The 25,596-nt window shown below is 29.9% G+C and carries 20 protein-coding genes and 1 pseudogene; 19 read left to right on the top strand and 2 right to left on the bottom strand.

Annotated features, from left to right (window positions below; all coding sequences use genetic code 11):
- The first annotated feature begins 122 nt into the window (after positions 1-122).
- The 4 genes and pseudogenes from ACFWUA_RS01205 (at position 123) to ACFWUA_RS01190 (ending at position 5,152) form a co-directional block, all read left to right on the top strand.
- Complete coding sequence (locus ACFWUA_RS01205) at positions 123-863, top strand: C39 family peptidase (RefSeq protein ID WP_416198355.1); 741 nt, start codon at positions 123-125, stop codon at positions 861-863.
- Positions 864-983: 120 nt separating this feature from the next.
- Positions 984-1,926, top strand: a pseudogene (locus ACFWUA_RS01200) (IS982 family transposase).
- A gap of 1,755 nt (positions 1,927-3,681) precedes the next feature.
- Positions 3,682-4,572 carry a hypothetical protein gene (locus ACFWUA_RS01195; protein WP_416198354.1) on the top strand — a complete coding sequence of 297 codons (891 nt, stop codon included), beginning with the start codon at positions 3,682-3,684 and terminating at the stop codon, positions 4,570-4,572.
- A 313-nt stretch (positions 4,573-4,885) separates the two neighbouring features.
- Complete coding sequence (locus tag ACFWUA_RS01190) at positions 4,886-5,152, top strand: hypothetical protein (protein WP_416198353.1); 267 nt, start codon at positions 4,886-4,888, stop codon at positions 5,150-5,152.
- 21 nt (positions 5,153-5,173) lie between these two features.
- Here the strand turns inward: ACFWUA_RS01190 and ACFWUA_RS01185 are convergent, their stop codons facing one another.
- The gene (locus ACFWUA_RS01185) at positions 5,174-5,428 is read right to left on the bottom strand and encodes an ABC transporter C-terminal domain-containing protein (RefSeq protein ID WP_416198352.1); all 255 of its coding nucleotides are present in this window, start codon (positions 5,426-5,428) and stop codon (positions 5,174-5,176) included.
- Between the two features lie 64 nt (positions 5,429-5,492).
- On the opposite strand from ACFWUA_RS01185, the gene tnpA reads away from it, so the two are divergent.
- The 3 genes from tnpA to tnpC all read left to right on the top strand — a co-directional run bounded on the left by tnpA (position 5,493) and on the right by tnpC (position 7,880).
- Positions 5,493-5,810, top strand: a complete 318-nt coding sequence (gene tnpA, locus ACFWUA_RS01180; protein ID WP_089868246.1) for an IS66 family insertion sequence element accessory protein TnpA — start codon at positions 5,493-5,495, stop codon at positions 5,808-5,810.
- A complete protein-coding gene (gene tnpB, locus ACFWUA_RS01175; RefSeq protein ID WP_416198351.1) occupies positions 5,804-6,160 on the top strand; it encodes an IS66 family insertion sequence element accessory protein TnpB in 357 nt (118 codons plus the stop codon). The genes tnpA and tnpB overlap by 7 nt, the downstream gene beginning before the upstream one ends.
- A 109-nt stretch (positions 6,161-6,269) precedes the next feature.
- Entirely contained in the window at positions 6,270-7,880 is a 1,611-nt protein-coding gene (gene tnpC, locus ACFWUA_RS01170; RefSeq protein WP_416198350.1) for an IS66 family transposase, read from the top strand.
- A gap of 21 nt (positions 7,881-7,901) precedes the next feature.
- On the opposite strand, the gene ACFWUA_RS01165 is transcribed toward tnpC, so the two are convergent.
- Positions 7,902-8,906, bottom strand: coding sequence for an ATP-binding cassette domain-containing protein (locus tag ACFWUA_RS01165; protein WP_416199156.1), 1,005 nt, complete (start codon positions 8,904-8,906; stop codon positions 7,902-7,904).
- A gap of 137 nt (positions 8,907-9,043) precedes the next feature.
- Between ACFWUA_RS01165 and ACFWUA_RS01160 the strand changes: the two genes are divergently transcribed.
- From ACFWUA_RS01160 to ACFWUA_RS01105, 12 genes are all read left to right on the top strand, one after another.
- Complete coding sequence (locus ACFWUA_RS01160) at positions 9,044-9,343, top strand: hypothetical protein (RefSeq protein WP_416198349.1); 300 nt, start codon at positions 9,044-9,046, stop codon at positions 9,341-9,343.
- Between the two features lie 113 nt (positions 9,344-9,456).
- On the top strand, positions 9,457-10,032 hold the full coding sequence (locus ACFWUA_RS01155; protein ID WP_416198348.1) for a hypothetical protein: 576 nt from the start codon (positions 9,457-9,459) through the stop codon (positions 10,030-10,032).
- Positions 10,026-12,200: a helicase-related protein gene (locus ACFWUA_RS01150; protein WP_416198347.1), complete on the top strand. Its 2,175-nt coding sequence runs from the start codon at positions 10,026-10,028 to the stop codon at positions 12,198-12,200. The genes ACFWUA_RS01155 and ACFWUA_RS01150 overlap by 7 nt, the downstream gene beginning before the upstream one ends.
- Positions 12,201-12,208: 8 nt before the next feature.
- The gene (locus ACFWUA_RS01145; RefSeq protein WP_416198346.1) at positions 12,209-12,865 is read left to right on the top strand and encodes a DUF4391 domain-containing protein; all 657 of its coding nucleotides are present in this window, start codon (positions 12,209-12,211) and stop codon (positions 12,863-12,865) included.
- Between the two features lie 47 nt (positions 12,866-12,912).
- Positions 12,913-13,134 carry an AbrB/MazE/SpoVT family DNA-binding domain-containing protein gene (locus tag ACFWUA_RS01140; RefSeq protein ID WP_416198345.1) on the top strand — a complete coding sequence of 74 codons (222 nt, stop codon included), beginning with the start codon at positions 12,913-12,915 and terminating at the stop codon, positions 13,132-13,134.
- Positions 13,135-13,275: 141 nt separating this feature from the next.
- A complete protein-coding gene (locus ACFWUA_RS01135) occupies positions 13,276-15,189 on the top strand; it encodes a site-specific DNA-methyltransferase (protein WP_416198344.1) in 1,914 nt (637 codons plus the stop codon).
- A gap of 11 nt (positions 15,190-15,200) precedes the next feature.
- Positions 15,201-15,461 carry a hypothetical protein gene (locus ACFWUA_RS01130; protein WP_416198343.1) on the top strand — a complete coding sequence of 87 codons (261 nt, stop codon included), beginning with the start codon at positions 15,201-15,203 and terminating at the stop codon, positions 15,459-15,461.
- Positions 15,446-15,577, top strand: coding sequence for a hypothetical protein (locus ACFWUA_RS01125; RefSeq protein WP_416198342.1), 132 nt, complete (start codon positions 15,446-15,448; stop codon positions 15,575-15,577). The genes ACFWUA_RS01130 and ACFWUA_RS01125 overlap by 16 nt, the downstream gene beginning before the upstream one ends.
- 65 nt (positions 15,578-15,642) lie before the next feature.
- The gene (locus ACFWUA_RS01120) at positions 15,643-18,243 is read left to right on the top strand and encodes a restriction endonuclease subunit R (RefSeq protein ID WP_416198341.1); all 2,601 of its coding nucleotides are present in this window, start codon (positions 15,643-15,645) and stop codon (positions 18,241-18,243) included.
- A 99-nt stretch (positions 18,244-18,342) separates the two neighbouring features.
- Positions 18,343-19,695 (top strand): serpin family protein, encoded by a 1,353-nt coding sequence (locus ACFWUA_RS01115; RefSeq protein ID WP_416198340.1) that lies wholly within the window; start codon positions 18,343-18,345, stop codon positions 19,693-19,695.
- Positions 19,696-19,920: 225 nt separating this feature from the next.
- Positions 19,921-21,969 (top strand): DUF262 domain-containing protein, encoded by a 2,049-nt coding sequence (locus ACFWUA_RS01110; protein WP_416198339.1) that lies wholly within the window; start codon positions 19,921-19,923, stop codon positions 21,967-21,969.
- Between the two features lie 435 nt (positions 21,970-22,404).
- Positions 22,405-25,596, top strand: coding sequence for a helicase-related protein (locus ACFWUA_RS01105; protein WP_416198338.1), 3,192 nt, complete (start codon positions 22,405-22,407; stop codon positions 25,594-25,596).

Raw genomic sequence — 25,596 nt, 5'->3', positions numbered from 1 at the left:
TAATTAACCTTTTTACAAGTGTAATATGTTTCAAAATTTTGAAACATAAATTTAATTTCTGCTATTTTCATGTTACAAAAAAGGGTAGAGTAAAGTATAAAAAAAATTTAGGAGGAATAACCATGAAAAAAAGAATTTTAACGATGTTTCTAGCCTTTACATTAGTGATTGGTATGTCAACGTTAATATTTGCAGATGGAGTTCAACTAGATGATAATATTATAGTGGAGGATAAGTACGGAGATTATATTGGAGGAATGTCTTATTCTGAATATATGGAGTATTTATATGGAGAGGACTTTGCAAATTTAAATAGTATTCCAGGAGTTGTGGAAGAAAAACTATTGAGTTTTACAAGATATCGTCAAGGTGATTCTAGATGGTCATCCCATCAGTTATTAAATGGTACAAATACTATTGGGAGCCATGGATGTGCACTCACTAGTACTGCCATGACCTTAGATTATTTTGGATATAGCGATAATCCAGTGGAAGTTAATGATAAACTTTTGCCTTATCAACCTGCTAATGATGGTAACATGTATTGGGGAAATGTACCTTGCGCTTATTCAGTTAGTTTAGTAAAAGCTAATTCTGTTTTCTATACAACTGTAGATGATGCTTATGATGAAATTAGGGGACAGATTAGGCTCAACAGACCAGTTATTATTGGATTAAAGAAAGGTACTAGTACTCATTTTGTTGCTGCAAGGGGAATCCTCGAAACGGAATATAATCCTGAACAAGGTACAATTGATAAGAAATATATTTATATTCACGATCCTGCGGGTAAAAATTATACTCAATTGGAACAGTATATAAATGATGGATATTATGTTAATAGAATTGTTGCATATCGTTAAATTTATGATTAATTTAATTTGTGTGCTAGTTGATTAATTATAATAAAATTTACCAGATAAAAAGCCCCAGCACTTATGTTAACCTGCCATTGACAATTAATCAAGATAGGAGGATAACATATACTAGAGTCCAATAAATATTTTACCAGAGAAATCAAAGATTTAAAAGACTTTGTTACAGTAATTTTTGTCATAGTAAATGACATTTACCAAGAAACAACCCTAGCACATATAAAGAATCATAAAAATATAGAACATTCAATTTTATCTGATTCAGAAATAATAGCAATCAGTATAGTTGGTGAACTAATGACTATTGATTCTGAAAAAGCTTGGCTTAATTTTTTTAAAAAGAACTTAAGAGATTTATTCCCTAAATTTTGTGATAGAGCATGGCTTAATAGAACTCGTAGAAATTTGCAAACTGTTATAGAGAAATTAACTAAGCAAATTTCTTTTAAGCTTGGGTATTGTCAATGCTCTTATAGGATAGTTGGTAGTATTCTTATTCCAGTTTGCAAATTCGGTAGAGCTGTATTTCATAAAACATTTAGAGGATCAACTTCCTATGGAAGATCTCCCCCCTAAAAAAGAAACTTACTTTGAATTTAAACTTCGTGTTTTATCATCTTTTGACGGGTATATTACTGATATTGTATTAACCAGTGCTAATGTTGATGACTGTCAAGCTATATGGAAATTAGTTTCTTTATACAATAATATAACTATCATTGGTGGTAAGGGCTATATTAGCAAAAAACTACAAAAGCAACTAAGTAAAGAAAAAAATATAGCCCTTATCACTAGAAAAAGAAGAAATAGTAAGTATCAATTTTCAAGAGAATTTATTCAACTAGCTTTTAAGGTTAGGAAAAGAATAGAAACTTCCTTTTCTCAACTAACAAAGCAATTAAATTTAAGTAGTGTTAAAGCTAAATCTCCATGGAGATTAATAATAAGACTGAGAACTATGATTCTAAGCCACAATATATATTATTTTATCAGCAAATACTTAGGTAAAAGTGTAGATACAGGGAAAATCAAAAAGCCAACATTTGGTTAATATATTCATCTTAGAATTTATAGATAAGCCTTTTTGCTTTTGATATTACCATAGTTTTCATGCTAATTAAATATCAATAATTTTTAATAGCACAACAAGTTAATTTAAGCAATTAGTGTAAAAAATATGTAAACCATAGTAAAAAAGAGCACAATTAAATAAGGTTTTTGAAAGCCACAAAAAATTAATCTTTGAAATTAAACTTGGTTTAGACCACGGAAATGTCAGTACATTTTATTAAACCTTGTGTAACTAATAGCTTTATTGCTTGTTTAATAGCTTTTTCTTTCCGCTTATCCACCATTTCTTGTGGCATATCGATTTTATATAAATCACTTGGATTTAAATACTTCACCAGTAACAAACATATGGAATATAGCGGTGAGCATCATCCTTGTGATAGCGATAATGGCTCTTTTCTTTACAAATGCGTTCATATTTGATTTTGCAGTAAGGGGACTTATCCGATTTCACGGCTGCATAGGTAACTTATACCAATGCAGGTTTGAGGTAGACACCAACACGTGTAATTCAGATAGATTTTTTCTTACCAGCAGATCATTGTTTCCAAGTGCTAGATCTGCGCAGCAACATAAACGCTTAGAGTTGGTAAACTGGGATATATCGGTACCTATCTCGGAGATGATAGTGATAGCTGATGCACTATCATCTCCGGGGATGGTATAAAGAAGGGAAATAGCATTTTCATAAGGAGCTACCATCTCATTAAGTTTTTAATCCAGATCTGTAATAGACTTTTGGATGAATTCAAGATGAGAACGAATTATTACTGTACGTTTCTTTTGCTTCCTAGCCATTTCATATACTTCAATAGATTTAATCACTGTATCCGCTTTTTTCTTTAAAGACTTTTGAAGAAGTGAAGAACAGTATTCTAGATCAAAGGAGTCAGATGAAATTAAGTAGTCAGTGATGGAAGAGGTAGATTTGCCAAACATGTCAGAAACGACAGCATGAATGGCTACATTACAAACAGTGAAGGAATTTTAGAAATGGTTCTTTTCACTGCTTTTACAGGAAACAAGTTTAGAGCGATATCGGGTATATTCACGGAGAATACGAATTGTTTTTTGGGAATATAACTTCACGGAACTAAACCAAAATGGGAAAGACCGTCAATCCATTTGGGATCTTTGACATCATCCTTATTTCCTTTTATAGCCTTCACCCATTTAGGATTGGCAACAGTGATATGAACGATATCCTTTAAAAAGGTTAAAAGGAGGGATCCAATACTTTCCGGTAGATTCCATAAATACATAATAGCAGTTATTGTCAATAAGCCACTGCTTGAATTGCAGAATGGAATTGCTAAAAGTAGAGAATCTCTTTTTTGAATAATGTGGGTTAATTCCCTGTGAAGTAATGATTGTGGCAACGAGAAAAGTCTTATGCACATCGATACCACAACAAATAGTGTAGACAACTTTCATGGTACAACCTACTTTCTTAGCTAGGGAGGAAGACATTGATTATTGAATCATCACACATTTAACGAATAGCTAAAACAACGATTAGCGTGTGGTCTTATAGAACCACTTATTTGTGCTTGAAAGATGATTCCTACACTAGATTTTATACTGATTTAAGCTGAGAAGAGCAGTCTACAACTCACCTCACCGTGCTTTGTAGTATATCTTCTCCTAAAATAATTATAACCAGTGGTGAATCACCGCACACCATTTTTTCATTACTATTTGTGCCGCCAGCGGTAGCGGCGGAATGGAGGATTCTATGAAAAAGATCCTTATTACCATAATACTTTTCATTGGAGCCATTGTTGTCATTTGGATTGCGATAAATCAGTTAAATCCCAGCTTAGATGTTATACCTGAATACTCAAATGGCAAGGTTGTAACTTATGTTGAGGCAAAAAACATTCAGAATATTACATCTACAGAATTTAGATACAGAACATATTTTCTAGATCAGTATGTGAATGTTGAACCAAGAGTAGATATCTATTCATTCCCAAATTACAAAGAAAATCACACCTATGAAATATGTGAAGAATTGTTGCAAGGTAAGAAGGATTATATTGAAGTTGAAGTTGTTATAACCTATGATGATGGAACACATAAGATGATGGGAAATGCTGTTATCCAAAACATTAAGCAGAAGGTATATGATGATTTCGTGATTAGCCCAGAGGTAGTAGATGATAGAGTTTATTATGTTACAGATGGTCTTACAGCGATTATTAGTAAGGACTCTTTTGATGAAGAAATTATCTTTTATTCTAATACAAATATTGAATATCCTAATATTTCAGTAGGTTTTCAAAAAGATTATGCTTTATATCGCCTAAATACCTTTGGCGTTATATCCAAGACAGAGGCATTGAAAAGAAATTTTGAGGGAATATCACCTGTGGATTTTACAAAAGATTCAGGTGTGGATGAATCTTATATTGTAGTTGAGTATAGCATGATTCAATTAGATTGGGATGGTCTTTATCCATATGACTTGGATGGGAATAAAGTATTTTATGAAAATAAGCTAGGTGAAGGAGGTATCGACCTTTTTAGAAACAATAAAATTACTGAAATTTCGCAAGCAAGTTATGAAAAGTATAGGCAGATGCAAAATAAGATACCAAATATAACATTTAAGATTTCTAGGTAATAATAAAAAAATGAATGGAGTGTAAGTTTGGGGCAAATATTAAACAAAATGAAGGTTAAATGTGGTATATTTTACTTGGTGAACAAAGTTGATTTTAGGGAAGGAAATACAGGGTATCTGCTTGACACTACTATAGTCTTAACGGAGGTGTTTTTGTGAGAAGTTTTTTTTAAACGTTAAATCATATGTAAGTACCAATAGTAAAACTTTAATATTAACTATTTTATTATTATTGTCAGTTTTTTATAGCATAAAACTAAAGAGTCAATTAGATGAATTTACAATAAAAAGAAATATCGAAGGAACATATATTATGCAAACTCAAGACATGCATAATTCTGAATACTTTGTTTTTTTAAGAGGCAAGTTTTATAGATATAAACAGTTTGAGGTATTAGATGAAGGAACTTATGAAAATATTTATGATAGTGTATATATTTTAAAAAGCGACAATATAGATGAATATATTATATATAGTAATGGAAAATTTCATTTTTATGATAGAAAACGAAATAATGTTTTAATATACTCTAAAATTGATAATCATGCATTATTCATAAATGTGCATATAAAAAGATGACAATTTTTAAATTGTCATCTTTCAACTTTGTAGACTTTCCCACAATTCATAAGAATCCTTAAGTTGACTTTCGAGGGACTCCTTTTCTTGAAAAAGTTCATATAGTTTTTCAGCATTGTCATTATTTGAAGCCATTTCTTCATTAATATTTTTTAGCCTATCTTCTAATTCAAAAATTTCTTCCTCAACCTTTGCTATTTTAAACTTGTTGCTAGGCTTTTTGGGTTGTTTTGGTGGTGCTACTTTAGCAGGGTAAGCGTCAAATCTACCCCACATTTTAAAGAAATGCTTTCTATGAGATAATACCTTTAAACATCATCAATAAGGGAGGTTATCTCAAATGAATGAAGAAGAAAGAAAACTTTGGACTAAAAGAATTGAAGATTATAGAGCCAGTGGATTAACAGCAGTTAAATGGGCTGAAGAAAACAATGTTTCTGTCCATACACTTAGATATAAAATTACACAATTCAATAAAGAAAAGGAACAAACATCTAAAAAAATCCAATGGGCATCAATTGTTTCTGAAAAATCAGTAGAGAATAAAGAAACTTATCCATCATTAAAAGTTACCGTAGGTAAAGCAACTATTGAAGTAGCTAAAGGATTTGATTCAGATACTTTTAAAGATATTGTAAGGATACTTTCACAATGTTAAACCAAAGTCGCATAGCTCAGGTTTATTTAGCATTAGGAGCAACAGATCTTAGAAAGTCCATTGATGGATTAGCTGTTCTTGTACAGGAAAGTTTCAATCTTGATCCTTTTTCAAGAAGTCTATTTGTTTTTTGTAATAGAAAGAAAGATAAAATTAAAATATTAGAATGGGACATAAATGGGTTTTGGCTCTACTACAAAAGATTAGAAAAAGGTACCTTCAAATGGCCGAATGCTTCAAATTCTAAAACTATTTTAATTAGCGATAGAGAATTTAGATGGCTTTTAGATGGTCTATCAATAGAACAAAAAGATGCACTCAAAGAAGTTAATGAAAGAATAATTATATAGATTGTTTTTAAAAAACCAAATTTGGAAAAGTCTTAAAGAATATTAATAAGTGGATATTCTGAGACTTTTTTTGCTTTCCTTTTTACGTATATGATAGTATAATTAATACATGAAAACATTAGAGAAAACATCCAACAAAATTGAAAATAATGAATTTAATATAGAAGAAGCTTTTAAAGAACTTCAAAATCAAAATATGCTTTTAATTCAACAAATTGAAGAATTAACTGCTAAGTTAAATTGGTATGAAGAACAATTTCGTTTGAGTCAACAAAAACGTTTTGGCTCTTCAAGTGAAAAAATTAATCCAGACCAACTATCTATCTTCAATGAGGCAGAAAAAGAATCTAGACCTGAAAAAGAAGAACCCACCATTGAAGAAATTACATACAAACGTAGAAAAAGTAAAGGATTAAATAAAAAATCCTTCGAAGACCTACCAGTAGAAGTAATTGAATACGATTTAGGCAAAGAAGAAAAAACTTGTCCTGAATGCGGTAGCCCCCTTCACAAAATGAGTAAAGAAGTTAGACGTGAATTAAAGGTAATTCCAGCAGAAGTTAAAATAGTAGAACATGTATCCTATGTTTATGCTTGCAGACAATGTGAGAAAAATAATACATTTACACCAATTGTAAAAGCTAAAATGCCAAATCCTGTTTTAAAGGGTAGTTTTGTATCACCTTCTTTAATGGCATATGTGATGGTTCGTAAATACTCTGAGGCAGTTCCATTGTACAGGCAAGAACAGCAATTTGAAAATTTTGGAATAGATTTATCTCGTCAAAATTTAGCTAATTGGATTATTCATGGAGCTAATAATTGGCTTAAATTCGTCTATGATAGAATGCATACTTACCTACTAAATGAACCAATAATCCATGCAGATGAAACTGTTATGCAGGTTTTAGATGAAGTAGGCAAAAAATCTACAAGTAAATCATACATGTGGCTCTATGCTACAGGGATGTATTCAAATCCGATTTTCTTGTATGAGTATCAACCTTCAAGAGCTAAAAAGCATCCAAAAGAATTCTTAAAAGGATTCAATGGATTTTTACAAACAGATGGATATTCAGGATATAATGCTGTAGAAAATGTAACTTTAGTTGGGTGCTTTGCTCATGCAAGAAGAGGATTTGCCGATGCACTGAAAGCATTGCCTGATGATTCAACTCTGGCGAGAACTAATGCCGAAGAAGGCATTGAATTTTGCAACAAACTATTTAAACTTGAAAAAGAATTCAAAAAAGAAGACTTATCTCCTGAAGAACGTTACAAACAGAGACTAGAAAAAAGTCGACCAGTTCTTAAGGACTTTTTGTCATGGCTAAAAGAAAAAGAGAAACAAACTTTACCTAAAAGTAGTCTTGGAAAAGCCATTAGCTATTGCTTGAACCAGTGGGATAAACTAGAAGCATTTATGCTAGATGGAAGATGTGAAATAAGCAACAACAGAGCAGAACGAGCGATTAAACCATTTGTAATAGGAAGAAAGAATTTTCTATTTTCAAAGTCCCCTAAAGGTGCTCAAGCCTCTGCCGTAGTTTACAGTATAATAGAGACGGCAAAAGCAAATAATTTAAATACATTTTACTATTTAACATATCTATTTGAAAAACTGCCTAATATAGATCTAAATAATCTAGAAGAGTTAGATAATCTTTTACCTTGGTCAGATTCAATTCCACAAGAATGTAAAGTTCCTAACAAAGAATAGTATAATATATAGCCTCCATCTTTAATAGGTGGAGGCTATTTGACGCTTACTTTTAAACTTGTTGCTAGGCTTTTTGGGTTGTTTTGGTGGTGCTACTTTAGCAGGCTTTGGATTTTTGACTATAGGTTTTTCAACTATTTCTTTCTTCCTTTCTTCCAAATAGTCATCATAATTCATAGGGTATAGCTTCATACTAGATTTATCCAATATCATTATCTTTGTAGCTACTTTTCGAATGAAATATCTATCATGGGAAACAAATAGGATGGTTCCATTAAATTTTGCAAGTGTCTCCTCTAGAACTTCCCTTGAGTCAATATCCAGATGGTTAGTAGGTTCGTCCAATATCATGAAATTGACTTTGTCAAATATTAGAGAACATAATTTAAGGCGAGACTTTTCGCCACCGGAAAGGAACTTTATCTTTTTATATACATCATCTTGAATGAACAGCATTTTTGCTAGTTCTGCTCTTGCCATTGATTCCGTGATGCTATGTTTTCTAGTGAAATATTCAAGGATTGTCATTTCCTCATCCTCAAATATTATGTTTTGAGGCAAATATCCAAGTCTCACACTAGCCCCTATGGAAGCTTCCCCATATTCTGGCTGAATTTCACCCAATATTATTTTCAGAAGAGTACTTTTTCCACTGCCGTTTTCGCCCATAATACACAACTTATCTTGATAGAACAAAGTAAAGGATATTTTTGAAAGTACCTTTTTATTATCAAATGATTTACATAAATCTTTCACGGTGAGAACAATTTTCCCAGAACGGCTTACATTTTCAGCAGATAACCGAATCTTTGAATTATCAAATATTGGTTTATCCAATACTTCAACTTTTTCAAGGCGCTTTTCAAGTTCTTTGGCACGTTTGTACATTACTTCACTGTCTCTCATAGCACCCCATATTCTATATCTTTCAATCTGCTTTTCCATTCTATCAATTTTTTTCTGATTGTTGACATAAGCCTTATAGAGGGTGGCAAGGGGACGTTTTGATTGCCACCTTTTATTTATCTATGATATGCCAGTTTTGGCATTGGTATATATTTTAGGTGACATGTATTGATATGTAGGAGGAAAAAGCAAGTTTTTGTAGAAGTATATAATATTATACAATATGAATTCTAAAAATATAATAGGGGTGTGTACTCATGGAGATTATAGATAATGTCCAAAAGCTATTGGGTGATGATTTAAAGTCTACATTAAAAGAGAATGCTAAAGTATCTATTGCTGCATCTTATTTTTCTATTTATGCCTATGAGTCATTGAAAAAAGAATTGGAGCAAATAGATGAGCTTAAGTTTATATTCAATTCTCCTACATTTATAAAAGATAAAATTGAAAAAGAACAAAGAGAATTTTATATACCTAAACGGAATAGGGAAAGAAGTATATATGGAACAGAATTTGAAATAAAATTAAAAAATGAACTCATACAAAAAGCATAGCTAAAGAGTGTAGCAATTGGATAAGAAAAAAGGTTACTTTTAAATCCAACAAGACCCATGGACATTTACCTAGTTTTATAAACATTGAGAATACAGATAAACAGATTACATACATGCCTATTCAAGGGTTTAGTACTGTTGATTTAGGATATGAAAGAGGAGATTATATAGCAAACATAGTCACAAAATCCAGTGATTATAACTTTACTAAAACCTATTTTGAGCTATTTGAACAGGTTTGGTTCGATGATGAAAAAATGGAGGATATAACTACGGAAGTGATAGAATATATTTCTACAGTATATAAAGAAAATTCTCCAGAATTTATTTACTTTTTTATACTATACAATATTTTCAATGAATTTTTAGAAGATATAAACGAAGACTTATTACCTAATGAAGCTACTGGTTTTAAAGAAACAGAAATATGGAATAGACTTTATAGTTTTCAAAAAGATGCTGTGATTGGAATTATAAATAAGCTTCAAAGGTATAATGGATGTATATTAGCAGATAGTGTGGGATTAGGGAAAACTGGCTTACCTATAGGGAAAACTATACCAACAATATACTATATAAAGATAGATTTAATTATGATGTTCTTTATCATACTGATTTATCACGGGATAGTGGATATACCAACGGCATTAATCTGGAAAGACTTAATTGGGGCAATTATGATTTGGTAGTAATTGATGAATCCCATAATTTTAGAAACAATGATCCAGTAAAGGACAGAGAAACTAGATATCAAAGACTTATGAGAAAAGTAATAAGAATGGGAGTAAAAACAGATGTCCTAATGTTGTCGGCAACACCTGTAAATAATAAATTTAACGATTTAAAAAATCAACTGGCTTTAGCTTATGAGGGAAATCCTTTTAATATAAATAAAAAACTTAATACAGAAAGAGGAGTAGATGATATATTTAAAAGGGCTCAATATTCTTTTAATAAATGGGCTAAAATGCCTAATAATGAAAGGACAACAGAGGCACTTTTAAATATGTTGGATTTTGACTTTTTTGAACTCCTTGATAGTTTGACCATAGCTCGTTCCAGAAAGCATATACAAACATACTATGACACTAGCGAAATAGGCGAATTTCCTGAAAGATTAAAACCCATATCTCATTTATGTAATCTTACAGAGCGTTCAGATGTAATTGGCTATGATGCAATATATAGGGAATTATCTAGATTAAATTTAAGCATATATGCACCATTTAACTATATTTTACCTAGCAAAAAAAGATTTTATGAAGGCAAATATGATACTGTTGTAAAAGGTGGACTTAGTAGCTTAAAACAACTTGATAGGGAAAAAAGTCTACAAACCTTAATGAGGATTAATTTATTGAAAAGATTAGAAAGCTCTGTAGATGCTTTTAGAATAACCTTAGCAAAAATGTTAAATAAAATTGATATAACCATTGATGAAATAGATAAATTTGATCTTTATACGAATAATCAATTTGCATCTTATCGAGAAATTAATAATCTAAATTTAGACGAGGACGATTGGCTAGATGAGGAATTTAATATAGGAGATAAGGTAAAAATTAATCTTCAAGATATGGATAGAATTTCATGGAAGGAAGAACTTTCTCAGGATAGAGATATAATCATATATTTACTTCAAGCAATGGGAAAGGTATCACCAAAATATGATCAAAAATTATATACCTTAAAAAATATAATAAAAGAAAAAGTAAATAATCCAATAAACAAAGGCAATAAAAAAATAATAATATTTACAGCATTTTCTGATACAGCAGATTATTTATATGAGGAAATTTCTCAATATGCATTAGAGGAGTTCAATCTTCACACAGCAAAAGTTGTAGGTTCTGATGCCAACAAAACTACTCTAAATATAAAAAATGATTTGCATACTATTCTTACTTGCTTTTCGCCTATATCCAAAGAAAAAAACTTAACTATGCCTAATATAGAAGGAGAAATAGATATACTTATAGCTACAGATTGTATTTCTGAAGGACAGAATCTCCAAGATTGTGATTATCTAATTAATTATGATATACATTGGAATCCTGTGAGGATAACTCAAAGATTTGGACGAATTGATAGAATTGGTTCTAAAAATGACATTATACAATTGGTGAACTTTTGGCCTAATATGACGCTAGATGAATATATAAATCTTCGAGAAAGAGTAGAAGACAGAATGGAGATAGTCAATATAACTGCCACTGGAGATGACAATGTACTTTCTAATAAATCTAGTGATCTTGAATATAGAAAACAGCAATTAGAAAAATTGCAAGATGAAGTATTAGATTTAGAAGATATAAATACAGGGGTATCTATTACAGATTTAGGGCTTAATGATTTTAGAATGGACTTAGTAAACTACATAGAAAAAAATGGAGATCTAGACAATGTTCCAAATGGTATGCATACAGTAATTAACAGTGATGAAGGAAAGGGAATATACCCTGGAGTTATATTTGTATTAAAAAATATAAATGATGATATAGATATAAATAAAAATAATCACTTATATCCTTTCTATCTCGTATATATAGACTATAATGGTGAAGTAATAGTAAATCATCTAAAAGTTAAGAAGGTATTAGATGCATTAAGAATTGGATGCAAAGGAAAGAACGAGCCTATTAAAGAAGCTTATGAAGAATTTAATAAGGAAACTAGGGACGGAAAGAAGATGGACAAGTATTCTAAATTGCTTGAAGATGCCATAATGTCCATAATTAATGTAAATAAAGAATCTGATATAGATAGCCTCTTTAGTTCAGGAGGTACTACTGCATTGTTAGAATCTGTAAAAGGATTAGATGATTTTGAATTAATATCTTTTGTGGTTATAAGGTAGGTGAAATTATGCTTAATATACCAGATAGGGCCTTACTAAATAGGCGGATACCTAAAGTGAAGTTTTATGAACAAATAGAAGTAGATAAAAAACTAGAAAGAAAATTTATAGATGAAATAGATACTGTAAATTGGAAGTACAAATTATCTGAAGAAACTATAAATTTGGAGTCTACAAAGAAAGTAGAGGAAATCCAAGTATTTGAGATAGTTTTAAAAGAAAAATATATTTCTGAACAAATACTTGAAAATATAGATAGAGTAATACCTTACCCAATACTTTATATTTTAAAATATGAGGATAATATAAAATTAGCCATAGCCTATAAAGAAAGAAATAAGATAGATGAAAATAAAATGGTAGTTCAATCCTATTATCAATCAGAATGGATGAAGGAACAAGAACTAGATATAGATATACTTAAAGGGTTAAGTTTAGAAGATGTATATGACAATATTATAAGACAATTAATCTCCATAGAAAACACATCAGAAGATGATATAGAAAAACTAATAGAATTAGATGAAAAGCGAAAAAGGCTAGAGAGAGAAATTGTAAAACTAGAAAGCAAAATCAAGAGAGAAAAGCAATTTAATAAAAAAGTAGATATGAATATAAAACTTCAAAAAAAGAAAAAAGAATTGGAAGAAATTTCAATGAATTAATGTATTTTATAATTGGAACAGTATATACTGGAATTAGAGGTGATATTATGTATACAACAATACAAAAATGGGGAAATAGCCAAGGAATTAGGCTTCCTAAGGCAATACTTGAAATGGTTAATCTAAATGAAAATGATACGGTGAAATTAAAAGTTGAAGATGGAAAAGCAAAAAATCATATAAGCTTAAAAGAAAGAATAGCAGAATATGGGGGAGACTATCAACCCCAGGAATGGGATACAGGTTATTCTGTTGGGAAAGAGGTGTAATAGGTGGGCTATATACCAGAACAAGGAGATATTATAGCAAGAGAAAGTTCATTTCTAGAAAAATCCCCTCAAGATATATTAGATGAGGTTATTGATATTTTTATTGGATTTATTGAATAAATGCTTTAAGGAGGAAAGATAATGGACAAGCTAAAAATGAAATCCAAAGATTTGACAAAGGAAAACATAGAAAAAATAGAAGAACTTTTTCCCAATGTAATCACAGAAACAAAAGATGAAAATGGGAATATAACTAAAGCTATAGATTTTGAACTATTACAACAAGAATTATCAAATGAAATAGTGGAAGGAAGCAAAGAAAGGTATCAACTAACTTGGCCTGGGAAAAAAGAAGCTATAGTTACAGCTAATACTCCTATAGATAAAACTTTAAGACCAGTAAAAGAAGATAGTCTAAACTGGGAGGATACAGAGAACCTATATATAGAAGGAGATAATCTAGAAGTATTAAAACTACTTCAAGAATCCTATTTAGGCAAAATAAAATGCATATATATAGATCCACCATACAATACTGGAAATGATTTTATTTATAGAGACAATTTTGCTCAAGATAGAGATGAATATGCAGAAGAATCAGGACAAGTAGATGAAGAAGGCAATAGACTATTCCAAAACACTGAATACAATGGAAGATATCACAGTGACTGGCTAAGTATGATGTATCCAAGATTAAAGTTGGCAAGAAATTTACTTAGTGAAGATGGAGTAATATTTATATCCATAGATGACCATGAAGTACATAATTTGAGGAAGATTTGTGATGAGATATTTGGGGAGAGAAATTTTGTAACTATTATGACATGGGTAAAGAAAAAGAAAGGTAGCCACCTATCAAAGACGATAAGAAGTATGACAGAATACATTCTAGTTTATGGTAAAAATTATGATGATGTAGAATTATTTGGGGAGGAGGCATATTCAGATAAGTGGCAACCACTTGCTAAACGAACAAATGCTCATAAGAATTTATCTATTGATGAAAATGTTATTTTAACAACTTTAGCTGATGGAATTTATCAAAAAGGATTTTACGGGAAGGGAAGTTCAGCAATAGAGTTTTTGAATGATTTTGCGGTAAAAGATGGGATTATTACTAATGATATTATTGTTAAAGGACCTTTTGTATGGACACAAGAAAAACTAAATTATGAATTAAAAATTGGCACAAAGATATCATTATCATCTAAGTTTGGTTTTAATGTATTTAGATCAAATCAAGAAGAAAAAATTAAAAGGCCAACAACAATTTTAGATCATAAGTTAAAAATTGGGACTAATGAAGACGCATATAGTGAATTGAAAGATATTTTTAAGCAAGAAAAAATTTTGGATTATCCAAAGCCGATATCATTAATAAAATATATCATTTACACTTTGGGATTTTTTGACAAGGATATGTTAACTCTCGACTTTTTTTCAGGTTCTGCTACCACCGCTCACGCAGTCATGGACCTAAATGCCGAAGATGGAGGAAATAGAAAATATATCATGGTTCAACTCCCAGAACCATGTGACGAAAAATCAGAAGCCTATAAATCAGGATATAAAAACATATGTGAAATAGGAAAAGAACGTATCCGCAGAGCAGGAAAGAAGATTAAAGAAGAAACTGGTGCAGATATAGATTATGGATTTAGAGTTTATAAAGTAGATTCTACAAATATGAAAGATGTATATTATAGGCCAGATGAATTAGATCAAGACTTAATAGAACAATTAGAATCAAATATAAAAGAGGATAGAACTGGATTGGATTTACTTACTCAGGTAATGTTAGAAACTGGTTTAGAATTATCTTTACCTATGGAAACTAGGGAAATTAGAGGGAAAGAAGTTTATTTTGTAGCAGGAAATTCTCTAGTAGCTTGTTTTGATGAGGATGTAGACGAAGGATTAATTAAAGAAATAGCAAAGAACGAACCTTTAAAAGTAGTGTTTAGAGATAACTCTTTTAAATCTTGCCCTGAGAAGATAAATTTAGAAGAAATATTTAAAGGGATTTCTCCTAATACAGATATTAGGGTTTTGTAAGAGGTGATTAGATGAAAATTAAATTTAAAGAACAGAAATTTCAATTAGAAGCAGTCCAAGCTGTAGTAGATTGCTTTAAGGGACAGATAAATGAAACTTCTAAATTTACGTTAGATAGAGGTAGGACTAAGGCTGATTTAAAAGGGCAAACATTTTTTCTTTATGAAGAAGGTTTTAAAAACAAATCAATATCATTTGACCAAAAAAGTGATATTGAAAATATAACTATACTTGTAAAAGCATCAAAAAAGTTCAATTGCGAAATGGTTTAAAACCATCAGATAAATTAGAAGGAAAATATAACTTAACCATTGAAATGGAGACGGGAACAGGAAAGACATATACATATATAAGAACTATGCCTATGGCTGGAGCAAATATATCATAGTAGTTCCTTCTATTGCTATTAGAGAAGGTGTATACAAATCTTTCCAGATGACAGAAGAACATTTTATGGATTTGTATGGTACTAAAATCAGATATTTTATATACAATTCTACTCAACTTCATAAAATAGATCAATTTGCTTCAAACTCAGGTATCAATGTAATGATTATAAATTCTCAAGCTTTTAATGCAAGAGGAAAAGATGCCAGAAGAATATATATGGAATTAGATGATTTTGCATCAAGACGCCCTATAGATGTAATAGCTCAGACTAGTCCTATACTCATAATAGACGAACCTCAATCCGTAGAAGGTAAAAAGACTAAAGAAGCATTGAAAGCATTTAATCCATTATTTACTCTAAGGTATTCTGCTACTCACAAAGAAGACTACAATAAAATTTATAGGTTAGATGCACTAGATGCTTACAATAAAAAGCTAGTAAAGAAGATCAAAGTAAAAGGAATTTCAGTAAAAGGTACTACTGGCACCAATGAGTATATTTATTTTGAAGGAATAAATTTAAGCAATAAAAATAAACCTACGGCAAGAATAGAATTTGAAATAAAAGAGAAATCAGGAATAAAAAGAACGATTAGAAATGTAGATGAAGGATATGACTTATATACGTATTCTAATTTTATGGAACAATATAAAGGGTATAAAGTAGCTGAAATAAATGGTTACAAAAATACCATATCTTTTATTAATGGAGTTACTCTATATGTAGGAGATGTTCAAGGTGATGTGAGCGAGATAAATTTTAGAAGAATACAAATTCGTGAAGCAATCAAATCCCATTTTGAAAGAGAAAGGGAATTATATGATAAAGGCATAAAGGTATTGTCTCTATTTTTCATAGATGAAGTAGCAAAATATAGACAATATGATGAGGAAGGCAATCAAGTCAATGGAATATATGGAGAGATATTTGAAGAAGAATATATGAACATTTTAAATGAATATATAACTTTATTTGATGATTCTTATGTAAGGTATTTAAAAAGCATAGATGTAAAAGAAACTCATAATGGATATTTTTCTATAGATAAAGAAGGTAGATTAGTTGATCCAAAGACTAAGGGCAAAGAAAAAATATCTGATGATGAGTCTGCCTATGATTTAATAATGAAAGACAAAGAGAGATTGTTGAGTTTTGAAGAGCCTACTAGATTTATATTTTCCCACTCTGCCTTAAGGGAAGGTTGGGACAATCCCAATGTATTTCAAATATGTACATTAAAACATAGTGACTCTACTATGAGAAAAAGGCAAGAAGTGGGAAGAGGTTTAAGGCTTTGCGTAAATCAAAATGGAGAAAGAATAGATGGAGAAACTCCAGGGGTAGATGTTCATGATATAAATGTATTAACAGTCATAGCCAGTGAGTCCTATGAAACTTTTGCAAAAGAACTACAATCACAAATTGCTGAAACATTATCAGATAGACCACAAAAGGCTAATGTAGAATTTTTCTTAAACAATGTAGTTAAAAATGCTAGGGGAGAAGAATTATATATAGATGAAACCTTAGCCAATACTCTACATCGTTCTTTTATTAGAAATAGATATGTAGATGATGATGACAACTTGTCAGAAAAATATTATAAGGATTTAGAAGAAGGAAAATTAAAGGTGCCAGAAGAATTTCAAAATTTCAAAGAAGGGGTAATTCAATTAGTAGGGAAAATTTATGTAGAAGGTACTACTCCATTAGTAGAAAACGCAAGGGATGAAAATATAAAAAATTTAGAGGTAAATGAAAATTTTGAGAAAAAAGAATTTAAAGAATTATGGGAAAAGATAAATGTGAAAACAGCTTATTATGTAGATTTCGATACAGATGAATTGATTAGAAATTGTATTGTTGCATTAGACAAGGATTTAAAAGTATCAGATTTGACTTACCATGTAAAAACAGGAGAGATGGAATCTATATCCTCTAAAGAAGAATTAGAAAAGGGAGAGGCCTTTAAAGTAAAGGAAACAGAAACGAATAAGGATTATTCTAAGATTACTGCTACTTTAAGGTATGATTTAGTTGGAAAATTAGTAGATGAAACCAAATTGACTAGAAAGGCCATAGTATATATCTTAAAGGGAATAAAACCAAATACATTTTATTTGTTTAGAAAGAATCCAGAAGAATTTATTTTAAAAGTAGCAAAGATTATAAATGAGCAAAAAGCTAGTATGATTATAGAACATATTACCTATAATCTAATAGATGAAAGATTTGATGCTAATATATTCACAGACAATACATTAAAGGGAACTTTAGGCAAAGATACTATAGAGGTTAAAAAACATATTTATGATTATGTAAGATATGACTCCTATACAGAAAGAAAATTTGCTGAAGCATTGGATACTAGTAAAGAAGTAGTTGTATATGCTAAATTACCAAGGGGATTTTTCATACCAACTCCTGTGGGTAACTACAATCCAGACTGGGCCATAGTATTTGATGAAGGAAAAGTAAGACATATATATTTCATAGCAGAAACTAAAGGAAAATTAGAATCTCTTGAATTTGACGTTAGAGGTGTAGAAAGGGCAAAAATTCATTGTGCAAAAGAACATTTCAAAAAAATAAGCAATGGCACTGTGAAATACGAAGCTGTGGATAGTTATGAGATGTTGATGAAAGAAGTAATGGGGAGATAGGTGGCAAGGGGGTGGCAAGGGGACGTTTTGTTTGCCACCTATAAATAATATATATAATATAAGTATAAAATATTTTTGAATAAGTGGGGGAGGGAAGATATGATTAAGTCTCATGTAAATAAAAAAAGGCCCAAAAGTGTTTTTAAATTTGTTGCAATAATGGCAGCTATAATAATGGTTATATCTAGTTTCTTTATTAAGAGCAATAGGGTGAATACCTATGCCATAGCAGAACCAGCATATCCAACAAAAATTAAATTTGATGATTTAGATGAAAAGATAAATAGAAGAGAAGATATAGATGAAAAATTTTTAAAAAACCTTAAGGATTTTTCAATTAAATCCTCTTCATTAGTACTAAGGGAAACAGATAAAGATATAAACAGTCTTTATTCTCCAATAAGTTTATATATGGCTTTATCTATGGTTTCTGAAACAGCTAATGAAGATACTCAAAAAGAGATTTTAGAAGCATTGAATATGGATAATATTGAAATGGTAAGAAGCGAAACGGGGAAATTGTTTAGAAGACTTTATTATCATAATGAAATAGGGAAACTAAGCATTGGAAATTCGTTATGGCTAAATAATGGTGTTGAGTTTAATGGTGATTTGCTGGATTTATTGGCAAAAGAATATTATGCTAGTTCTTTTAGTCTTGATTTTAATGATAAAGAAAGCCCTAAAAGAATTAGTAAATGGGTTTCAGAACAAACAGGTGGAAAACTTGGAAAGGACCTTGATAAATTTTCCTTTAATTCAGATGATGTAATGATATTGATAAATAATATATATTTTTATGATGAATGGGTAGATAGTTTTAACGTGGAAAATACAAATGAAGATGAATTTTATCTTGCAGATGGAAGCACAGTTAAATCTGATTTTATGAATATGACTTATGGTAGCCATAGCTTTGTAGGTGCTGACGGATATACTGTTTCTCATCTTGCTTTAAAGAATGGTGGGAGAATGATATTTGTTTTACCTGATGAAGGAGTATCTCCATATGACATAATGTCAGACCCAGAATTGTTGGATGAAGCTCTGAATTCATTATCAACGGATAAGGAACAGATGGGAAAAGTTATATTTAAAATTCCTAAATTTAATTTTTCTTCAAATCTTGAGCTAAAAGATATTTGTAAAATGTTAGGAATGGAAAATGCTTTTGAAATAACAGCAGATTTCACTAATCTTTCTAATACTAAACCTTTATTTATTTCAGGTATTAAACAAAATTCAGCCATATCAATTGATGAGAAAGGTGTAGAGGCTACAGCTTTTACCCAAATAGATTATTGTGGGGCAGCACAGCCAGTTGGAAAGGCTGAAATGATACTAAACAGACCTTTTATATTTGCAATAACAGGAATAGATGGATCGCCTCTATTTATTGGAATCATTAATAATCCCAAAATAGGTGGCATGGGTACGATAGTTGAGCAATGATAGTGGCAAGGGGACGTTTTGTTTGCCACCTTTTTATTATTTATTTATGATATACCAATTTTGGTATTAGTATATATATTTTAGTTTACATATATTGAATTGATATGTAGAAGGAAAAAGCAAGTTTTTGTAGAAGTATATAATATTATACAATAATGGCGGCATAGGGATGTTTTGATTGTCACTTATATGATAGTTATTATTTTAAAAAAGAGGGGGATTAGGATGCAAGCAGGTCCAATGAAATTATTAGCGTTACTAAAAGAAAATAAAAGTACATTTAATATTCCAGTATATCAAAGAAATTATGAATGGAGTAAGGAGCAGGTAGAACAATTTTTTAGAGATATTGAAGGGATAATAAGAGATGATTTTAATAATGGACACTTTTTAGGAACTATTGTTTTTGTTTCTAATGAGAGGCAAGGGCTAATGATGGAAAGGATAATTATTGATGGACAGCAGAGGATTACCACCACTGTATTATTATTAAAAGCTATACATGATTCATTAGATGAAAATGACAATGAAGAAATGAGTCTCAAAGAGGAAATTTATGAGACATATATTATAAATAAATATGTAGATGAAAAATATAAATTAAAATTAAAACCAGTAGAGGAAGATATGAAAGCTTATATAGATTTAATTGAATCTAATCTTAGTAATGAGAACTCTAAGATATATACAAATTATCAGATATTAATGAATTTAATATCTAATTCAGATTATACAACGCGACAGATTTATGATGCATTGTCATTAGTACAAATAGTATATATATCATTAGATAAAAATTCCAGGGCGGAAAATCCACAGTTAATTTTTGAAAGTTTAAACTCTACTGGTCTATCGTTAACTGAAGCTGATCTTATAAGGAACTTTATACTCATGGGGTTGGAATATGAGGAGCAAATAGAATTTTATAGAAAATATTGGCTTAATATAGAGAAACTTTTACCTAATGCAAGAATTTCCGAATTTGTACGAGACTTTTTAACAATGAAAACAAGCTATACTCCCAATAAAAATAAAGTGTATGCAACATTTAAAAAATACTATATTAGAAATAACTATACTAGTGAAGAAATATTAAAGGACTTATTGAGATATTCCCAATATTATCATTGGTTTATTAATTCTGAATCTGGAACCAATGATATAGATGAATGGTTATGGGAACTAGAATATATGAAATCTACTGTAGTATATCCATATTTATTAGAATTATTTGATGATTATTTTGAAAAGAAAATTATTTCTAAGGATGAACTACTAGGAACAATGAGTATTATAAATTCATATCTCTATAGGAGAACTATTTGCAATATTCCTACTAATGCATTAAATAAAGTTTTTGCTTCTATGGCTAAAAGTGTAGATGATTTAAGAAAGCAGGGAAAATCTCATATTGAAGCTGTTACAGATTTTTTAATGAGCAAGGCTGGGAGTTCAATTTTTCCAAGAGATGCTCAATTCAAAAAAAGTTTTGTTGAGCTAGATATATATAACAGGGGAAATAAATTAGCGTTATTTACTTTATATAATATTGAAAAACATCAGCATAAAGAAATTGTAGAATTTGATCAATTAACAGTAGAACATATTATGCCTCAAACTTTAACCCCTAAATGGAATATTGATTTAGGAAGGGATGGAGTTGAGGTCCATAAATTATATAAGGATACTATTGGAAATTTAACAATTACAAAATATAATTCGGAAATATCAAACAAAAGTTTTGAGGACAAAAAAGATATTTATTCGGATTCAAACATTAAATTGACAAGAGATATTACAAATTTTGAAAAATGGAATAAAAATAGCATTATAGGTAGAGCAAATAGTTTATTTGAAAGAGCAAATGAAATTTGGGAACTTCCAGTAGACGATTATGTAAATGTAACACAGGAAAATTTAATTCCAGGTGAAGAGTATTCAATAATGGATAATGTAGATGTTACAGGATATAAGCCTACAGCATTGATTATAGATAATGATAGAATTCCAATTTCATCATGGAAGGACATGTTAATTGAAATGTGTGATTTTTTATTAAATTTTGATAGGGAATTATTTTATTCTTTATTAGATAATAAAAACTTTAGGAAATTAATTTCTAGGAATGCTAATGATATAAGGAAAGAAGAACAGTTGGCAGAAGGCTTGTATTTAGAAACAAATTTAAATGCAAATGATATTTTAAATTATGTCAGACTGTTAACTACAGAATTTGATATGGAAGAATTCATTGATTTTACTGTAAGATACTAATGTATTGTAGGATCATTTTTTAGTTACACTATTAGAATCATGAAAGGGCTTAATGAATTCAGAAAAACAAAGACAACAAAAATTGTTAATGATATAATAAAGGTTAAAGAGGACCATTTGAGGGGATGTGATGGTAATATATGCTAGAATATACTTCTGTATTGTAGGGTGGCATGGGGACGTTTTGTTTGCCACCTTTTTATTATTTATTTATGATATACCAATTTTGGTATTAGTATATATATTTTAGTTTACATATATTGAATTGATATGTAGGAGGGAAAAGCAAGTTTTTGTAGAAGTATATAATATTATACAATCACAAAATATTTTTTATATTATATATAGAGGAAAACTATGACTCATGAAGAAAATCACATAGTATTATATAACAAAATTAATTTTTAATAGCATATATTTAGATTGGAGGTCAGTATGTTGGCTTTGCATAATGATTTAACTTTTTTTACAAATGAACCTGAAAGAAATCTATATGATAGATTTAACAAGGTATTGCAATCAAATACTGAATTTTTTGATATTTTGGTAGGATATTTTAGGACAAGCGGTTTTTATCTTATGTATCCAGCAATGGAAGATATAGAAAAGATTAGGATACTTGTTGGATTAAATGTAGATGAAAAAACGGTACAAATAATACAAAGTGCTAAAAATGAACAAATGTCATTTGATATGTCTCATAAAGAGGTTAAGCAGGAGTTTACTGATGATATTGTTGAAGAAATGAAAAATTCAGAAGATAGCTATAGAGTAGAACAAGGAGTAAAGACCTTTATAAAATGGCTACAAAATGGGAAATTAGAAATGCGGATATATCCAGATGCTCCTATACATGCAAAAGTGTATATTATGCGAAAAAATATGGATAAGGTGCCTGACCAATATGGTTCTGTAATTACAGGTTCAAGCAATTTTTCGAAATCTGGGCTTGTAAATAATTTGGAATTTAATGTCGAACTGAAAGACAGTAGAGATGTAGAGTTTGCATTGGAAAAGTTTGAAGAACTTTGGGATATGTCAGTAGATATTACAGATGAATATATAGAAACAATTAATGAAAAAACTTGGATAAGAGAAGACATTACACCATATGAACTGTTTTTGAAAACTCTATATGAATATTTTAAGGAAGAAATAAATGAAGATAAGAATGAAACATGGGAGGAAATGCTCCCAGACGGATTTATGAGATTGCAATACCAAACTGATGCCGTTGTACAAGCTAAAAAGATACTAAATGCATATGGTGGAGTATTTATTTCTGATGTAGTGGGGCTAGGAAAAACTTTTATATGTGCTATGTTAGCTAGAAATTTAAAAGGACGTAAATTAGTTATTTGTCCACCTGTACTTAAAGAGTATTGGGAAAGAACTCTTGAACAATTTGAGGTATCGGCTAGGGTAGAGTCTTTAGGAAAACTTGATAGTATTCTAGAAGATGAAGATTTAATGAAAAATACAAAATATGTATTTATTGATGAAGCTCATAGATTTAGAAATGAAAAAACAGAAAGCTTTCAGAAATTACATCAAATTTGTTATAACAAGAAAGTTATTTTAGTTACCGCAACACCCCAAAACAATTATTCCAGCGATATAGCAAATCAAATTTATTTATTCCAGCCAAAAAACAATAGTACTATCATACCAAACAACAAGAACTTGGAAGGGTTTTTTAATAGATTAGATGGGAAGTTAAAAAAATTGGACAAAGGTACTCAGGAATATACAGATACATTGAGAGCTAACTCTGAAATTATTAGAGATCAAGTTTTAAGAAATGTAATGATAAGAAGAACTCGAAATGAGATTGCAGAGTATTATAAGGAAGATTTGGAAAATCAAGGTCTTAAATTTCCTGAGTTAAGTGATCCGGAAAAAATTGTATATACCTTTAATAATGAAATAGAAGTTGTATTTAATAATACAATAGAAAGTATTAAAAATTTAACCTATGCTAGATATAAACCACTTACTTATTTAAAAAATATTTCAAAAGAAGTAGCTTCACTTATGGTATCGCAAAAAAATATGTCAGGATTTATGAAGTCTATATTAGTTAAAAGGCTTGAAAGTAGTTTTGAAGCTTTTAAAAAGACACTTAATAGATTTAAAAAATCCTATAAAAGATTTATTGATATGTGCGAAAATGGGGAGGTTTATATAAGTAAGAAGGTTGATGTCTATGATTTGCTAGATAGTGGAGATGATGACAAATTAATGGAACTTGTCGAAGAAGAAATTGTTCAACACTATCCGATAAGTGCATTTAAAGAAGATTTAATTCCTTCACTTAAACAAGATTTAAGGATTTTAGAAGAGCTTCAAAACGAGTGGGAAGAAATCACAGATGATCCTAAAAAAGATCAGTTTTTATTAGAATTAAAAGAAAGAAAAGAGTTAAGAGATAGCAAAATCATTATATTTACAGAATCAAAAGAAACGGCAGAATATGTGGGAGAATATTTAGAACTTTATTATCCCGAACAAGTATTGGTATATAGTGGACAGAGTTCTCGTTCTGCAAGGCAAGAAATAGAAGCAAACTTTAATCCGGACTACGTTTATGAAAAGAAAGACAATATTAGATTTTTAGTGACGACAGATGTACTTGCGGAAGGAATAAATCTTCATAGAAGCAATGTAATTATAAATTATGATCTTCCATGGAATCCGACAAAAATAATGCAAAGGGTAGGGCGTATAAATAGAGTAGGAACGGAGTATGACCGAATATATGTGTTTAATTTTTTCCCGACAGCCCAAACTAATGCACAATTACCTCTAGAAGAAAATATAATGTTGAAAATGCAAGCTTTTCATGACACATTAGGAGAAGATTTTAAATATCTATCTGAAGATGAAGAGATATCATCTTATAATCTATACCACAAAATAAATAGTAGGGAAAGTTTAGAAGCAGAAGAAAATGAAGAACTATCAGAGCTTAAATATTTAAATATCATTAGAAAGATAAGAGATAATGATGAGAAATTTTATGAAAAAATAAAGAAATTACCTCAAAAATCAAAAAGTGGAAGGATATACCATGGCTCCAAGGAAGATAAAACTGTAACATTTTTGAGAAAAGGAGGGCTTAAAAAGTTCTTTATTTCAGATGGAGAGGATTCAGAAGAGATTCCTTTTTTATGGGCCATGAAATATTTAGAGGCTCCTCCTGAAACAAAGAAAATAAAAGTACCTAAAGCATATTTTGAACATCTGGAATTGAATAAATTAGCATTTGAAATAGTATTTTCGGAAGAAGAGGAACTTATTACGGAAAAGGCTACTAAAACAGGTAATGATGCTAAAATAATAAAAGTATTAAAGGCTATTTCAAAATGCAAAACTTTTACGGATGATCAAGATGAAATGATTAAAAAAATGAAAAAAGCTTGGGAAGATGGAAATATACCAGCAAGTATTTCAAAAGAGGTTATAAAACAGACAAAGGGTATGACAGATCCAATTAAAATATTTTATGAAATATTAGATATTGTACCTGAAAAATATTTTGAAGAGAGAAAAGGAAAGAAGAAAGTAAATACTTCAGGAGAAATGAAAGTTATTCTTTCTTCATATCTAAAGAAGGGGGAAAACTAG

Origin of the sequence: Sporanaerobacter sp. (assembly GCF_047830725.1) — a bacterium.
Classification (GTDB): Bacteria; Bacillota; Clostridia; order Tissierellales; family Sporanaerobacteraceae; genus Sporanaerobacter.
Note: the sequence above shows the minus strand (reverse complement) of the source record. Positions and strands in the feature narration are given on the sequence as shown.